Source organism: Treponema denticola, assembly GCF_024400535.1.
Lineage (GTDB): Bacteria > Spirochaetota > Spirochaetia > Treponematales > Treponemataceae > Treponema_B > Treponema_B denticola_C.
On sequence record NZ_CP038800.1, the window covers coordinates 1704097 to 1720208 of the forward strand.

At 38.6% G+C, this 16112-nt stretch carries 10 protein-coding genes; all 10 read right to left on the bottom strand.

The window, feature by feature from the left end:
• Positions 1 to 94: 94 nt before the first annotated feature.
• On the bottom strand, positions 95 to 631 hold the full coding sequence (locus E4N78_RS08035; protein WP_255810041.1) for an adenine phosphoribosyltransferase: 537 nt from the start codon (positions 629 to 631) through the stop codon (positions 95 to 97).
• Between the two features lie 66 nt (positions 632 to 697).
• A complete protein-coding gene (gene aroA / locus E4N78_RS08040; RefSeq protein ID WP_255810042.1) occupies positions 698 to 2050 on the bottom strand; it encodes a 3-phosphoshikimate 1-carboxyvinyltransferase in 1353 nt (450 codons plus the stop codon).
• The gene (locus E4N78_RS08045) at positions 2047 to 4329 is read right to left on the bottom strand and encodes a tetratricopeptide repeat protein (protein ID WP_255810043.1); all 2283 of its coding nucleotides are present in this window, start codon (positions 4327 to 4329) and stop codon (positions 2047 to 2049) included. The genes aroA and E4N78_RS08045 overlap by 4 nt, the downstream gene beginning before the upstream one ends.
• Positions 4330 to 4377: 48 nt before the next feature.
• Positions 4378 to 6078 carry a hypothetical protein gene (locus E4N78_RS08050; RefSeq protein ID WP_255810044.1) on the bottom strand — a complete coding sequence of 567 codons (1701 nt, stop codon included), beginning with the start codon at positions 6076 to 6078 and terminating at the stop codon, positions 4378 to 4380.
• 3 nt (positions 6079 to 6081) lie between these two features.
• Positions 6082 to 6843 carry an ABC transporter ATP-binding protein gene (locus E4N78_RS08055; RefSeq protein ID WP_255810045.1) on the bottom strand — a complete coding sequence of 254 codons (762 nt, stop codon included), beginning with the start codon at positions 6841 to 6843 and terminating at the stop codon, positions 6082 to 6084.
• 67 nt (positions 6844 to 6910) lie between these two features.
• Positions 6911 to 7495 (bottom strand): nucleotidyltransferase family protein, encoded by a 585-nt coding sequence (locus E4N78_RS08060; RefSeq protein WP_255810046.1) that lies wholly within the window; start codon positions 7493 to 7495, stop codon positions 6911 to 6913.
• Positions 7496 to 7698: 203 nt separating this feature from the next.
• A complete protein-coding gene (locus E4N78_RS08065; RefSeq protein WP_255810047.1) occupies positions 7699 to 8484 on the bottom strand; it encodes a hypothetical protein in 786 nt (261 codons plus the stop codon).
• A gap of 75 nt (positions 8485 to 8559) precedes the next feature.
• Complete coding sequence (locus E4N78_RS08070) at positions 8560 to 9648, bottom strand: IS110 family RNA-guided transposase (protein ID WP_255810048.1); 1089 nt, start codon at positions 9646 to 9648, stop codon at positions 8560 to 8562.
• Between the two features lie 453 nt (positions 9649 to 10101).
• Positions 10102 to 14610, bottom strand: coding sequence for a 2-hydroxyacyl-CoA dehydratase (locus E4N78_RS08075; protein WP_255810049.1), 4509 nt, complete (start codon positions 14608 to 14610; stop codon positions 10102 to 10104).
• Positions 14611 to 14629: 19 nt separating this feature from the next.
• Positions 14630 to 16111, bottom strand: a complete 1482-nt coding sequence (locus tag E4N78_RS08080) for a M81 family metallopeptidase (protein ID WP_255810050.1) — start codon at positions 16109 to 16111, stop codon at positions 14630 to 14632.
• Position 16112: the final 1 nt, after the last annotated feature.

Genomic DNA, 16112 nt, shown 5'->3' on the forward strand with positions numbered 1-16112 from the left:
ACCGTTTAGCAAAAATTACAAAACGACTTTTAGATTTTACCATATAAATCAAAAATATGCAAGGCAGAAAAAATCAAAAATCTTAAAAACAGAATTAAATTTTTTCACTGTCATATTCTATAAGGGTTTTTACAGGCAAATCTCCAAGCACCTTGGTATAATTTAAAAAAGGAAGGCCTACAACTCCGCAAAAACCTACAACCTTTGCCCCGCCCTCTTCTAAAATACTTCGGGCGGCATTTAAGGTTCCTCCTGTGGCAATCAGGTCGTCTAAAAGAAGGACGTTTTGACCTTTTACTACATCGGTTTTATGTACTTCAACAGAGGCTTGTCCGTACTCAAGGTCATACGAAGCGGAGTAAGTTTCTCCGGGGAGTTTTCCCTTTTTGCGGATTAAAATAAGCGGTATTCCCATTTTATAGGCAAAGGGGGCGGCAAAGATAAAGCCTCTCGCTTCAATGGCTGCGACAGCATCTATCTTTTCTCCCTTGTACATTTCCGTCATTTTGTCAAGGCAATAACTAAAAACCTTTGGATTAACCAAAATACCTGTAATATCATAAAAAAGAATTCCCTTTTTAGGAAAGTCCGGAACGCGTCTAATCGCTGCGTCAATTATCTTATCTTTCATAAGAAACAGTCTACACCTTATTTTTGCAATGGTCAATAGGAATTTTATGTTTTATGTTCCGTCCATTTATTTTTCAGTTATACTTACATTCATATTTTTAAGCTCATCCAAAAAAGATGGATAGCTTATATCAAAACATCCGGCATCTTGAAGGATAAAATCAGAATCATCTTGATTATCGATACCGGCACCCATCACCATAAGCATCATAGCTATTCGGTGATCTCCATGGGAAGAAACTTTAGCAGGTCTTAGGTCTTTTCCTCCGGTTCCGCGAACAATTAAAAAATCCCTTCCCTCCGTAATATCTGCCCCAAGTTTTTTTAATTCTGAGGCAATTGCAAAAAGCCTATCACACTCTTTGTAACGGCAGATTTCTATATTTTTTAAAATAGTTTTACCATTTGCAAAAGAGGCCATCGCCGAAAGAGCCGGAACTGCATCCGGAATATCGGAACAGTCAAAGGTTCCGCCCTTCAAATTTGAAGGAAAAATTTTAAGGCTTTGAGATTTCTCCTCAAAGCGGATATCCGCATTCATTTCTTTTAATATTTTTACTATCCTCGAATCCCCTTGTACATCATTTATATCTATATTTTTTATGACAAGAGAGGAAGCAGTAATCAGGGCTAAGGCAACGGGAAATGCAGCACTGGACCAATCGGCCGGAATGCTTGCCGAAAAGGAAGAAATTTTTTGACCTTCCATAATCTTAAAAGTTTTAAAATCGTCCGAAACATCAAATTTAATACCGCAAGTTTTAAGCCAATGAAGGGTCATTTTTAAATAGGGAAGCTCCCCTGCTCTTTTTAGGTTTATTTGTAATGGAAAGTTGAGTAAGCCGGCTCCAAGCAGGAGTCCGCTTACAACTTGAGAAAAATCACCCTCAAGACAGAGTGTTTTTTCTTTAAGGTTTTTGATTAAAGATGAGCCGGGTAAAACCCGTATGGGAGCTTTTTCATAGCTGCCAATAAATTCGTATTTTAAGCCTAACCCCTCATAAATTTCGATTAAGGGCTTCACGGGCCGCTTTAAAATCGATGAATCTCCGGTTAAAATAAAATCGGAAGACATTAAAGAAAGAATAGAACCTAAAAAATTAAAAAGAGTACCGGAATTTTCTGCATCGATTTTTATCGGTTTTTCCTTTTCGATTCTTTTTTTTAAGCCTCCTGTCGGCGGAAAAACAATTATATCGGCAGAGAAATCAGTTTTTTGTTCTATTTTAAATTTTACACCTAAGGACTCAAATACCGATACAGCCGTTTTAGTGTCTCCGCTCATAAGGAGATTTTTTATTTGGGAAGGACCTTCAGCAAATGAAGCTAAAACAAGAGCCCTCATAGAATGGCTTTTTGAAGGAGGGACCTCAATGGGCAAGGGAGATATAGGTTTTGATTTTTTAATCTTTAAAATCATTTTTTTAAAAGAGCTTTAAGTTCCTTTAAGCGGTTTTGGTCTTCACAATCAGCTAAGAGTTTTATTGTTTCCTTGGCCTTTTCTTTTCGGTTTGTTTGAATATAAAGATTTGCAAGATCAAACAAGAGCTCATCAGATTCGCCCAGTTCTTCAATAGCCTTACGCAGGGTAATTTCAGCTCTTGCATAATCTCCCTTTTTTACAGCAAGGAGGGCAATAAGCCTGTATATTCTTTCTGAAGGTTCTATATCCATAGCCTTAACCAAAAGGCCGTCAGCATCGTTTAAATATCCTATTTCTATAGAATTTTCAGCCTTGTCCGTTAAAAGAACAGGATCTGTAGGATGAAGTTTTAAGGCTTTTTGATACCAAATATCCGCCTCATCATATTGCTCGTCAAAGAACAAGGCATTGGCATAAATATGAAAAGCTTCCGCTCTGTTTCTCTCGGCAGCCAAATCAGCTGTACCGCCTTCAATATCAAAAAGAGGGGCACATTCTTTTAATCGTCCCTGAAGGCGCATAACCTCTACATAGTTTTCCAAAATAACTATCTCATCGGGGAGCAGCTTACGGGCTTTTTCGATTTCGATTTGAGCATCAAAAAAGGCATCTTCATCGATTGCACAAAGAGCTTTTAAATTAAAAATCCATCCGTTATGGGGTTCAAGAGCAGAGGCTTCGGAAAGAGATGCCGAGCAGTCTTCTCCAATCAAATATAAAGCTTCTGCCAAGCGGAAATGATATAAACCATGCTCCGGTCCCAACTTACAAGCCTTTTTAAAAAACTTTATAGCCTCCTCAGGCCTTTCATCATGTATAAGAAGGCCGTATAGATACCATATTGTAGAATCACTTGTTTTTGCATCGCATAGTTTTTTAAAATTAGCCTTTGCTTCATCTTTATTATCTAAAGCATAATGGAATTTACCGCTTATAGACCAAGTGCGCTCATCTTCAGGAGCTAGACGCTCAAGAGCATTTATAACATCAGCCATTTCATTGTATTGTTCTTCAGCCAAGAAAAGTTTACCTGCTTCAACATAAGCATCAATTGCTTCATTCTTTTTACCGGCAAGGTTAAGCTCGTTTGCTTCATTATATTTTAATAAGCCCTGATCCGGTTTTAGCTCAAAGGCCTTTGCATAAAAGGCAGCCGATTTTTCATGGTCTCCTTGAGAATTTAAAAAATGCCCCTTTAAAGAGCAAAGCAAGACCGACTTTTCAATTTCATCATTCGGAATATCTTTTAAAAGAGCTCCCAGTTTTTTCATATTTCCGGATTGATAATAAAGACCTGCAAGCTCGGCCATTATTTCATAATTATCATGCTCAATATCAAGGGCCGATAAAAATTCTTTTTCAGCTTCCTCACTTAAACGCTGGGCAAAATATATTCTTCCGGCCAAAATATGATCTTGAATAATCGGCTCCCGCAGCTTCCATGCCTGTTTTATTTGGTATATGGCTGCAACATATTGGCCCATTGCATAATAGGTAGATGCAAGGTTAATATAGGCTTCCGGAGAAATTGCATCCGGATTATTTGCAGCAGAGTCGGTATTTTCAACAAGAATGGGCTGAGAAATAATTTTAAATTCGTTTAAGTAAAATTTTACTTTTGAATGAGACTCCCAATTTTGACCTGTAAAGGCGATCTTTCCTGCAGCTTGAACAATATCGGATTCAAATTTTCCCAGCCACGTATTATTGACAAGAACAGTAATACTTGTTCCCGCACAAATAAGCTTTATCTTAAATTTGGACGAATCAATATCGGTAAGGGGTTTTGTCCAGCCTAAAATAGGCATAGGTGTTGAATTCACGACAGCATCAAGGCGTATCCAGCCCTTATCCGAAACAAGGAGAGAGTAAAAAGCCTTGTCGCTTATATGACGGAATAAAAAACCTGCGGCGCAATAGCCTGCACTTATATTATTTTCTTCGGTTAAAAAATCATCTTTAAAATCGGGAAGGTCAATTTCTGCATCGAGAATAAAATCTTTATATCTAAAGACAGGATTTACAGTCCAAGCATAAAGATGTTTTCTGTTTAACTCTAAGGAATATGCAGGTTTACCTTTAGGATTTTCTTCAAACAAAGAGCGATAACCGTCTCCTGTTTCTTCAATAAAGCGGGCTTTTTCTTTTTTAGAAAAGTCAGCTTCCCAAATTTCTTCCTTAATCTCTTCATTATCTATCGGTTGAGCTTTTTTAGATTCATATTTTTTTTGAATCTTGTTTTTAAGATAATAAAAATATAACTTAAGTCGTTCCATAATATATTAAGAGCTTACAAGAAAAAGTCATTTTAGTCTAGCGGGTAATTATAATTCAATACTTGCTATCTTTTTCTCAGCATAAATGCCGTATGGTTTAATCAATACTGCAAACAAGGCTGCAGGAATACCGCAAAAATAAATCAGCAAAATCCACATATAAGAATTCATCGTAAGAAATATAACAAAAGCAGATGCAGCCAAAATAATCATATTAAAAAGCATAATAAAAATTACATTTGTATTTTGTTTCATTGCAGCAATAGGATTATCCCAATGCAGTTTAGGATGAGCTGTATCCAAAAACAAAGAAACTAAATTCATAAAGGCTGAAAAGCTGAGAGCTATCAATGATGAAAAAATTATATGTAAAATACCGAACTTAAAAACAAAAGCTGAAAAACCGACCCCTATTACAACAGCCAATACGGCAAAAATCATAGCATGAGCAAGCTTGGCATACATAAAGCTTGCAATATCTACAGGTAAACTTTTAATAAAGGGTATAAATTTTGCATCCCTTGAAAGAGCTGTGTCGGCTATATTTGTCATTGAACCTAAAAAGCCTACAACGAGACCGGTAATTACAAAACCTGCATTGCCGTTCATAAAATCGGTAATATTAGGAGGTAGATCGGTTAAATTTACACCCTTTGCAATGCTTATTACGATCATCAATATAGGCATAAATATAATGGAAAAAGGGCCGTTTAAAAGATAAACAGGTGTGCGGTTCATCATTTTAATTTCTCTTTTTACATAAGAGATAAAGGTATTTGATTTTTTTATATTTCTATTTAAAAAACTCGCAAGCTGTTTTGTTTCTAATTTTTTTATATTTTTTTCGTTAAATCCTATCAAGCTTTCCGTATACATTTTAGACATAAAACTTATAACCAATGCAGGGAGGGCTGCACAAAAGACGATAAGCAGTATCATATATAAAAGACTTAAAACTGAAACGGGATTACTCAAAATATAACCTACAAGTTTTACCGGAGGATAGTATAAACCGTAAGTTTGAAAAGCGGCAGCATTAGATTCAACCATATTATAAAGAGCCTCAGGATCGGAACCCGAAGCCGATTGGATTATATAATTAAAACCCAATGCAAGAGCCATTCCTAAAATTCCGTTCACAGCCATGATAATATTTTTATTTTTAAAAACTCGAGTAAAACGCATAATGAGGATATTAAAAAAATAACAAACGGAAATCATAGGCATAGGAATCACAAGAGCGCAGATGACAGCCCAGAAATAAAATATAAGGGGAGGAGACTCCATATACCCGTATATTCCCATTAAAACTGCAAAAAACGCAATAGAAGTAATCAAAGAATTTATGGAATTTGCAAAAAACTTTGCCCCAAACAATGTTCGGGGCTTAATGGGCATCGACAAAAACTGTTCTTCAATCTCTCCTATGTAATATGTTGAAATTGTAAGCATAAAGCCGAATAATAAACTCATAAAAGAAATAAAAACTACAGTTATTTCAAAAAGAATACCGATATTATTTGCCGCCTTTGCAGTGCCGTATAAACCGAAAATCAAAAAGCCGAAGATAAGTAAAAATTCCGCTAAAACAAACAAAAACAGAATTGCCAAGCCCAGTATCTTAGCCTTGGAATTTTTCGTAAGGGTTTGATCACCCTTCTTTTTTCTTTTTTGAATTTGAGTCTTAAAATTTTTAAAGTTAAAAACAGAAGCCAAATAAATTTTAACCAATCTAAAAAAAACTTTCATATTTTAGTTGTTATCTCCGTTTCCGAAAATTGAAGAATGTTTGTCATCGACAAGTTCCAAAAAAAGCTGTTCAAGGGAAGCATTTTCACCCCTTTTTTCGCGTAATTCCTGTAAAGAGCCTTCAAACATAATTTTACCGGCATTTATAATTGCAAGCCTATCGCAAAGTTTTTCTGCCACTTCCATAACATGGGTAGAAAAGAAAACGACCTTTCCGGCATCGGCTCTTTCTCTCATAATTTCTTTTAAGGAAAAGGCGGATTTAGGATCCAAACCTACCATGGGTTCATCTAAAATCCAAACAGGAGGATCGGACAAGAGACTGGCCGTAACCAAAAGCTTTTGTTTCATTCCGTGAGAAAAGCTTCCGATACTGCCGTTTAAGGCATCGTTTATCCCGAAAAGCTTAGTATAATGCTCAACCCTTTCTCTTCTAAGATCTGTCGGTACGGAATAAACATCGCCGACAAAATTTAAGTACTCGGCAGCCTTTAGCTGAGAAAAAAGCTCAGGATTATCGGTAACATAGCCTATTCTTCTTTTAGCTTCCATTGAATTTTCAGCTATATTTACACCGTCAACGATTATAGAGCCTGAATCCGGATTAAGAACTCCGGTTATCATCTTAATTGTAGTAGTCTTTCCGGCTCCGTTAGGCCCCAAAAAACCGAAGATTTCGCCGTTTTTTACATTTACCGAAATACCGTCTACAGCCTTTGTTTTAGAAGAGCCGTAGGCCTTTGAAACATTTGAAATTTCAATCATAAATACTCCCTTTAATAAAATAAACAGTGAGGCTGAATTTCTTCAGAACTGTTTATCATAAGCCCCTTTACCTTGCCTTGCGCATTTTCTTTACGCTTTCTTCGAGATAACCGCATTCAAGCAAATATTGCCTGCGTGAAACAACCAAGGCCATGAGCTCCTTGTACATTTCAAAATTAACTTCCAAAGCTATAGGAAAAATATAAAGCTCTGTTTCATTACAATAGCGCTCAATAAATTCGGGATCCGTTACAAAGCCCAAACTTATCATATTGCTTATTCTATCGGCACATTTTAAAATTTTAGCCTTTTCCGAGCCGTTTTTTATTATATTTTTTAAGTACTCGGTCTTTTCTTGCCCCTTTTTCTTTGTAACCTCCAAAACAAGTTCATAAACCTGTCCCGATTCGGAATCTATGTTTAAGATTTCGTTTACATTAAAATCTTCGATATCTTCAATAACATCATGGATTAACGATGCCTTTAAAAGAACACTGTCGATATATCCGTAGTCTATAAGAATAGCCATAGTATCTACCTGATGCCGGAACATATTTCCTCCTGCATGGCGGGCCTTTCCGATTAAGACTGTAGCAACCTGCATGTAAGGAGCAAGATAAATTCCTTTTAATACTCCTAAATCTCTTGTCAAAACAAACTCCTTATTGCTGCAAATTTGATAATTGTCAATTGTACTAAAATAAAAGGTCTAATGTCAAGAAGGTGGAAAAATCACACTGGGAGGATTTAATTGCAACAGGTGCTAAGAATTTTTTAAGGAAATCTTAATAAGAAATTCCTTGCTATGCAGTAAAATCTTACCGCATAGCAAGGATGATTAAATTAAATGGAAAGTTAATTTTTCTTAAAATCTTTCCAGCGCAGTACCGTGCCTTTTTTAATAAATATTTCAAATCTACCGGAAGTAACAACACCTGAACCGTTTTTAGTCAGAATTTTCTTGTAGTAAACTTCCTCCACGGGCGGATTTTCTATAAAGAACTCCGATGAGCCTTTCCATGTTGTTGTAGTTACATTGCCGTTAGTGTTTTCCGTGGAGCCTGCAAATGTTTCAACTTCATACTCTATCCATTTTGTTTTTAACGAACCGGATCCTATAGCTTTACTAAACTGGTCAGCGTATGTCGGCATAGCGGAGAGATAAGTTACCTCAGGATTACTCTCATGATCTGATCCCCTAAAAAATCCCTTTATCGTTAAATCTTCCGGGAATTGAATTTTAGAATCGTCTCTAAATCCGCTCGGTTGAATCTTACAGCGATTGCTGTATTTTTCAAGCGTAATCGAAACATAACGCAAACCACTACCCTTAAGATAATAAATCCCCTCCCAAATACCGCTGCCGGGATTTATTTCTCTTACATCGAGATAGAGGTTGCCGTTTGTAAGATAGTCAACACTATTTACCGTCTTTTTTTTAAGTTCAACTTCTTTTACGCCACTTCCTGCAAACCATAATTCGAACGTTGATACATTGCTCGTGATGGTTAGTGTTTTTTTATCGGCTGACCATTTATATGTTCCCGTGGAATATGTCAACATATTTATGCAGGAAGTACAAAGCAAAACCATCCCAACAACAACCGCAGCTGCCGCTACGGTAAAACTTAATTTTTTCATTTTGTTTCTCCCATAAAAAGTCAACAAACAAAATCGACTTTCTTAAAAAAAATTAAAATAGATGGCAGATAAAAATTAAACTGCAAGATTCATACGGTTGTATGTTCCTTTCATCTTTTCACAGTCAAAATCTTCTTTATTGCTGAGCATTGCCCATACAATCTCTGCCAACTTCCTCGCAGCGGCTATGATTGACTTTCCGCTGCCCTTATGTGTTTTCATATATTCATAACGCTGCATTAAACGCCAACAGGCAGTATCTTTGCAACGTCTTATACCCATTACCAATTGTACAAAGCTCACTCTTAATTCCTGCGGGCCTCGCTTCGTAATTTTTCCATGCCTAATACTTTCATTAGAATCAGACACCCATGGAACAAGTCCGCAAAAGGCTGCATATTTTTTTGCACTTGCAAACCTTCCCATATCCTCAGTATAGGCTCTTATGGTCCATGCCGTTATCTTTCCACAACCTCGTATACTCAAAAGACGATTTACCATTTGATCATCCTTTGTCAATTCTGTAAGTTGTTTTTCTATTATCTTGACACTTTCTTCCATTTGCCTTATAATTTCAAACATCAGTTGTACTGATTGTGCCTCGAGCACGTTGTCGTTATTCGACTCAAGGACGTCCAGAACTCTCTGGCGTCCTTTTTTACTTTGCAGGCTCCGGCTTTCATCTTTTAGCCCCATGCTTACCAAAAGAGCATGCACTTCATTCTTTTGTCCCACTATCGAGCGAACCAGCCTTTCCCTCGACTTTAAAAGCCGCCTCATATTTTCAGTCTCTTTACTGCAAAGATAGCTTTCAGGCAGCATGTCTTTTGATAGAAACTCTGAAATTGTACAAGCATCATGCTTATCCGTTTTTTTAGCAGATTCGGTTATAACCTTGAACTTCAAAGTATTTATGACTGTAACTTCTGCTCCTGCCTTTTCTACCTCGTGTTTGAAAAAACGGGTGTTCCCTGTTGATTCAACTCCAATTTTTACAACAGCTCCGATTTCTTTGTAAGCTTTTATTCTTGTCATAAAGTCGGCATAACCTTTGTCATCAGTTTTATATTGTCTTATCTGATTTAGGGTTTCAGACCTTTCTTCCGTTCTTACATGAACTGTAAACTGTGTTTTGTGCAAATCCACACCAATAAAAAATGTCATTTCGACCTCCCTCCCTTTGTGTTTCAGCGGAAAGTCTTTTCGGTAATATATTCCAATCTCCCATTCAGTCTTTAACGACTACTGTATGATGCGGCAAAAGCTCTTCATTCTCCCATTCGGAGGTCATTGCCTCCACTAAACATGACGAACTATTGCCTGGTTTCCACTGAACTTCTTTTTAGTTCAGTTTATCACATTACCGTTTGTTTGTTTACTATTTTATCATACCTCCCATAAAAACTTTTTGAAAAAATTATCAAATTTTTGAAAAAAGGTTTTTCAGTGCTTTTGCAACAAAGTGAAAAAGCACATAATATAATGCGACGTTTGCCTGAAAGGCAAACTCGGCAGATAAACAGAGAGGCACCATTTGTACCGAACTGTTTATCACACCTCCTTATATTAATAATTATATTTCACTTATCCGGTTTTATCAAGTTTTTTTAAAAAAAGTTAAAACTTTTTTGTCTCATCGGGGTGTAGACCGGGTTTTGCATTCGCTAGGAGAAGTTTTAAACGGTTTAGCTGGTTTACTTCGCTGGCGCCGGGGTCAAAGTCGATAGCCGAAATATTTGCCTCCGGATAACGGCGCCGTAATTCCTTTATCATTCCTTTTCCTGTTACATGATTTGGAAGACAGGCAAAGGGCTGAACACAGGCGATGTTTGACACACCCGAATGAATGAGCTCTATCATTTCGGCAGTTAAAAACCAGCCCTCTCCGGTAACATTTCCAAGCTGTAAAATTCCGTCAACCGAATCGGCTAATCTGTATATGCTCTCAGGAGAAGTAAAACGCCTGCTCTTGTTTAAGGCTTTTTTTATAGGTTTTCTATATCTTTCCATTACCCAAATAGTTGCCTTAGAAATAAACCTCTTTTTTAAGGAATTATCAAGATATGTGTTTTTATATATCCCTGTAGCTGAAGAATAAAGGAAAAAATCTAAAAGATCGGGAACAACACATTCAGCCCCTTCCCTTTCAATGGTACTGAAAATATCGTTATTTGCGGCAGGGTGGAATTTAACCAATATTTCCCCTACTACACCGACCCTAGGTTTTCTGATATTTTTTAAGGGTAGATTATCGAACTCATGTACAATGCCGTTTATGATTTCCCTATATTTTCCGGCCGACATTTTTTTTAGAGCATCCTTGATAAGAACGGCGTATTTTTTATATATTTCGTTTGCAGAACCGGGAACTTTTTCGTAGGGACGCGTACGGTAAAGCACCCTCATTAAAAGGTCGCCGAGGCACATAGCTTGAGCGACCCTGTGCAAAACAGGAAGCTTTAATTTAAAGCCGGGGTTTTTTTCGATGGACTGGGCACTGATACCTATTACCGGAACAAAGCCCAAGCCTGCATCTATGAGGGCACGCCTTATAAAGCCTATATAGTTTGTTGCACGGCAGCCGCCTCCGGTCTGGGTTATGGCTAAGGCCGTAGTGCGTAAATCATAGCGGCCGGACTTTAGAGCTGCTATCATCTGGCCTGCAACTATGATTGCAGGATAGCAGGCATCATTATTTATATATTTTAAGCCGTATTCGACGGCGTTTTGATTGATCTCGGTAAGAATTTCAAGGTTATAGCCGGAATGAGATATAGCTGCCCCTATAAGGTCAAAATGAATGGGAGACATTTGAGGTGCTAAGATCGTATACCGCTTTTCCATCTCTTTTGGAAAAACTATCCTGTCATAGGCTGCCGATTTTTTGCTTAAAATGAGCTTACTTCTTTTCCTTTCCTTAACGGCAGCTAAAAGGCTTCTTACCCTTATCCTTACAGCCCCCAGATTCGAGCCCTCATCTATTTTTATAAGGGTGTACATTTTTCCCTTGGATTCTATTATTTCCTGTACTTGATCGGCTGTTACCGCATCCAAGCCGCATCCGAAACTGGTAAGCTGTATAAATTCCAAGTCATCTTGAGTTGAGGTAAAATTTCCCGCTCTGTATAAGCGGTTGTGATAGCTCCATTGATCTACAACACGCAAGGGGCGTTCTATTTTTCCTAAATGAGCTACGGAATCCTCGGTTAAAACAGCAAGGCCTAGGCCGTTGAGCATCTCAGGGATGCCGTGGTTAATTTCAGGGTCAATATGATAGGGGCGGCCTGCAAGCACAATACCCTTTAGATTTTTTTCCTTGATTAAGCGTAAGGCTTCTTCGCCTTTTTCTTCCGTTTCTTTTTTAAAATTATTTTCTTCTTCCCAAGCGGAATTAACGGCATCCCTTATCTCTTCAAAACTTATCGAAAGCTTTGAACCCAATTCTTGATAAAGCCGGTCAATTAAACGGTATTTATCGTAATAGGGTAAAAAGGGATTTAGATAAATTATATTCGCGTCCTGCCTGAGAACATCAATATTGTTTTTTAAGACCTCGGGATAACTTGTAACGATGGGACAGTTATAATGATTTCCGGCTCCCTCATCCTCTTTTTTTTCGTATGGAATACAGGGGTAGAAAATATTTTTTACTCCTAACTTTAATAGGGCTTCGATATGGCCGTGAGCAATCTTTGCAGGATAGCACACCGATTCGGAAGGGATTGACTCAAGCCCCATCTCATAAGTTCCCCGTGTGGAGCGCGGAGAAATTCTAACCGAAAAACCAAGATCCGTAAAAAATGTAAACCAGAACGGATAGTTTTCATACATATTTAAAACCCTTGGAATTCCTATTTCTCCTCTGGGTGCATCATTTTTAGGAATTGGCTTATATTTAAAAAGCCTCTTATATTTCCAGTCAAATAAATTCGGAATATCTTTTTTATTTACATTTTCTTTATCTTTAATGGAAGCAGGGGATGAACATTCTTCAACTCCGCTGTTTTTATCAAGCTCAGCCCCCCTTTCACACCTGTTTCCCGTGATAAAACGGCGTTTTACTCCGGATATGTCGAAGGTATTTACCGTCAAGAGGCAGTTATTGGGGCATTTAGGACAGCGTAATAAGTCAAGCTTTACCTTAAAATTTTCCAAGCCTTCCATATCTGCAATGTTCGATCTTATTGTTTCTTCGGAAAGATTTTCTTCTTGAAGGTCATGCCATTGGTCTTTTGCAATGAGGGCAGCTCCGTAAGCCCCCATAAGCCCTGCAACATCGGGGCGGACAGCCTCTCTACCTGAAACAAGCTCAAAGGCACGCAAAACCGCATCATTATTAAATGTTCCACCCTGCACTATTACCTTGCTTCCTACCTCGGAGGCATCGCGCAATTTAATAACCTTAAAAAGGGCATTTTTTATAACGGAATATGAAAGGCCTGAAGAAATATCTCCTACGGAGGCTCCTTCTTTTTGAGCCTGCTTAACGCGGCTATTCATAAAGACCGTACACCTTGTACCGAGGTCTACAGGTTTTTCGGCAAGAAGGGCTTTGGTTGCAAATTCGTTTATGCTCATTCCGAGGGAGCGGGCAAAATTGTCCAAAAAGCTTCCGCAGCCTGAGGAGCAGGCCTCATTTAGCTGAATAGAGCTTATCGCTCCGTTTTTCATGCGGAGGCATTTCATATCCTGTCCGCCTATATCCAAAAGAAAATCCACTCCGGGTAAAAAGAATTCGGCGGCACGGTAGTGTGCTATTGTTTCAACCTCTCCTGAATCTACACCCAAAGCTGCCTGAAAAAGGCTTTCCCCATATCCGGTAGAAACCGATCGGGCTATAAATGCCTTTGGAGGGAGCATCTTGTACAGATCTTTTAAAACCCTTACTGCAAGCTCGACGGGATTTCCTGCATTTACATCATAAAAACGCCAGAGGATTTTTCCGTCCCCATCGATTAAAACGGCCTTGGTTGTAGTTGAGCCTGCATCAAGCCCTAAAAATAAGGGGCCTGAAGCACCGAAAATATCGGCTGAGGGAGCCGTCTCCTTTGCGTGCCTTATTCTAAAACTTTCAAGTTCTTCTTCGTTTTTAAAAAGAGGAGGAAGACGCTGAACCTCAGGCATCTCAGAAGATGCTATCTTATAAATATCTTTTTTAAATTGAGAAAGCTTTATAAAATGAGGTTTAGCCGCAGGCTCTTCTTCAAAAATAAGAGGCGCTTTGTTTTCTTCTTTTTTTAAGGATGTTTTAAATTGAGCCTTTTTTAGATCCAATGGAACTGCCGGCTTAAAGGGAGAGCTTGATACTGTAGACATATTAAGGCCTCCTGCAGCACTTAGGGCAGCCCCCATGGCTACAAAAAGCTCGGAATTTTCAGGCGTGATAATTTCGTCATCTTTAAGCTTTAAGGTTTCGATAAACCTGTGCCTTAGCTGATCTAAAAAGTGTAAGGGGCCTCCTAAAAAGGCTACCTTTCCGCGGATGGGCTTACCGCAGGCAAGGCCCGAAATAGTTTGGCTTACAACAGCTTGAAAGATACTTGCTGCTATGTCCTCTCTTTTTGCGCCCTCGTTTATAAGGGGCTGAACATCGGTTTTAGCAAAGACCCCGCAGCGGGCGGCTATCGGATAAATGGTTTGAGCATTTTTTGCAAGCTCATTTAAACCAAGAGCATCGGTTTCCAAGAGGGCTGCCATCTGGTCTATAAAGGAGCCCGTACCGCCTGCACAGGTGCCGTTCATTCTTTGTTCGATATTCGCGTGCTCAAAATAAGTAATCTTCGCATCCTCACCGCCGAGCTCTATAATAACATCGGTTTGAGGAATTATCTTACGGACAGCCGCGGTAGATGCTACTACTTCTTGGATAAAGGGAATGTTAAGCCAGTGCGATACGGCAAGGCCTCCCGATCCGGTTACAATGAGAGAGAGATCTACATCTTCGCCGTATTTTTTTTCGACAGCTTCAACAGCAAGTTCGCACACTGATATAATAGTCGTTCTTATATCGGCCCTGTGCCTTTGATATTTACTGAAAAGTATTGTTCCGTTATCCTCTAAGACAACAACTTTTACGGTTGTAGAACCGACATCTATTCCTAAGCGCAGCACAGTCTCTCTATTCATAACACCAACCTATTTTAAATTATAGTTTTATATCCATGTCCTTATCCAATGGATATATTGGGCGTGGAGTTTGAGGATAGTCTAAAGTTTCCAAGACCTCATTTGAACAGCCCTTAGATTCCGCCAATATTGCCCTCTTTGCTATACTCTGAAAACAGGGCTCCAAATAGCCCAGCTTTACGATAACTATACAATAATCCTCTGCTTTTACATCTAGGGCAGGCAAAAGCTCTTCGTCTCCAAAACCTATGTGATTTGAGGTTAAAACTATTCTTATATCTCCCATTTCAACAAGGGCTAAACGGGAATTATAAACGCCGTAGTTTTCTACAAGTTTTAAGACCCTTACGGAGCAAGGAATCTTTTTTCCGTTAATTTTATCCCATGTTCCGCCTATAGTTATTTCCAGGGAAGCTCCCTCCCCAGCCTCAAAGCATTTTTCAACGGCAGCCTTATCGAAAAATCCCGAATAGAGCACCTTTGTGGGAAGAGCTTTTAAAGCTTCTTTTTGTTTTAAAAGAGCTTCGAAGCACTCTGTAGAATCTCCGGTAGAACCGGCTGTAGGATTATCCCCCGAATCCGAGACAAAAACAGGACCTTCTTTATTTTGCATTACCGATTCTATAGCGGTTTTTATTGAAGTAAAGGAATCATAATGCTCTACCTTAAATTTAAAATTATGACGTTCGGCCCAAAATTCCTTAGCTATTTTTAAGGCAGTCCTATCTGCAAGGCCTTGATCGTTTAAGGCCGTCGTTACTATGGTTACGCCGTTATCCTTGCTGTCTGCCCAAGGGAAGCCCAAAAGAACTGAGGCAGCAAGTAAGTCTTTTTCTTTTTCTGCCTCAACGCATGAAGCTATTAAGCTTTTCATAGGCTCTGCAGCAGTTTCACTTTTTTCGCCTGCTACCAACATTGGGATTTTTACCCTTCCTATACAAAGCTTATTTGAAGAGTCCAAAGCCTTTTTTAAAAGCTCAGCTGCATGAACTCCAGTTTCATAGCAGTCAATATGGGGTGCTGTTTTATAGCCTACAATGCCGTTACAATACCTAATCATATCATCGGTTACCGTAGCATGCATGTCGAGGGCTGTCGTTAAAGGAATACGGGGAAGTTTTTCACGGATAGCCTTTAAAAGATCTCCTTCTGCAGGCCCTATGTTTTGAACCTTTAATGAACCGTGAAGACCTAGACAGATGCCGTCAATCGGAGCATCCAAAAGAGCCTTATCTATATAAGCTAAAAAATCTTTTTTAAGTTCGGTGTATAGATTATAATCAACCAAGCCGTTCGGCACAGCTCTTGCAACTACGGCAGGTACTACCTCCCAGCCCCATTTTTGAATGGTTTCAATAATTCCCGTAGAAGAATAATAGGGCTTTAAGCCCTTTGTTAAAACCTCTTCTCCTCTAAAAATAACAAAGTCTTCAATCCCCGTAATAATGGGGTTAAAGCTGTTCGACTCGTGATTTATGCATCCTACTAAAATTCGCTTCATT